Consider the following 1,190-nt stretch of genomic DNA (forward strand, 5'->3'; position numbering starts at 1 on the left):
AAAAAAGCCCATAGCGCATGAATGACATCTAAAGGTGTCGGGACATTGCTAAAGTTCACAAAGCCTAAATTTACTTTAAACTGAGCAAGTCCTTGCCAAATGACTATCCAAAAAGCTATGGATGTAAAAGCAATCACGTAGCTTTTTAAACGCGCCGGATATGATCTCAACTGCTGAAAAAATTTAGTCAAAAATGTACTTTGGTTATTAGGTTTTGTCTGGGCTAAACTACTCATTTGTCACCTCCTGATCATTAGGTAAGACAACACATCAGCTCTGTGTTACAAGTTGAATAGCTTTAAAGTCATATACTTTTCCGCCCTGTTGTTTAGCCCATTTTTCAGCATCATCTTTTAATAAAAAAGCCTGAATTTGTCCTGTTTTGTCTGTGGCATACCATGCCAAATTGGCAAGTAACTTAATGTCGGACTGATGATCTTGGCTATAAACCACACGCACCGTTTTTCCATCGGCTTGTATTTTCTTTAAATCAGAAAAAGCATGCTCAGGCGTTTCATAGCTACGAACTTTTTCTTCACCCTTTACCCAAATTTGAGTTACCCGATCAAATGTCTTGATGGGTTGGCCCGTTAAAGCATCATTGGCAACCAAAGGTGATTTTGCATAGTCAGCAAGTTGCTGGCTGTAATTAAGTCCAGATGCCTGAAATGCATCCTTAATATATTGGTCATCAATAAATTTATTTACATCAAGCGTACCGTCGTTTTTTCCTAAAACTTTTAAGGTATCTATCGCAATTTGAGTCGCTTTTCGATATTCAGGTTTCCACGTTAAGTCACGAGTTTGCAGACCTAAAGGGCCATGAAATAGATAAACAACTTCGGCAGGAATACCTGTTTTTTCAGCAATAATTTCACTATATTTTTCTGGTTGTTCCTGAATCAGACGATTCGCTTCAATAGTTGCTTGTAAATAAGCTTTTATGACTTCGGGATGCTGCTGTGCATAATCCTTGCTGGCAAGCGAACCATGAAATGTGGGTGATTTTGCTTGAGAACCATCATAGATTTTTTTGGCAAAACCTTGGTAAGCAAATAACTCACCAAATGGTACGAAGTCAGCATGTGCAGAAATTTTATGACTTTTTAATGCAGGTCCCGCCACTTCTGGCGCCTGAGCAATCACTTTAATATCTTTATCAAGTTGCCAGCCTTCTGCCTGAATCGCTC

At 38.8% G+C, this 1,190-nt stretch carries 2 pseudogenes; both read right to left on the reverse strand.

Features of this window, described 5'->3' with window-relative positions:
- A pseudogene (locus tag VXQ92_RS19450) lies at positions 1–236 on the reverse strand (ABC transporter permease); the annotation flags it as partial.
- Between the two features lie 34 nt (positions 237–270).
- Positions 271–1,190: pseudogene (locus VXQ92_RS19455) on the reverse strand (nitrate ABC transporter substrate-binding protein); the annotation flags it as partial.

The sequence above is a fragment of the Acinetobacter sp. 228 genome, from assembly GCF_048147885.1.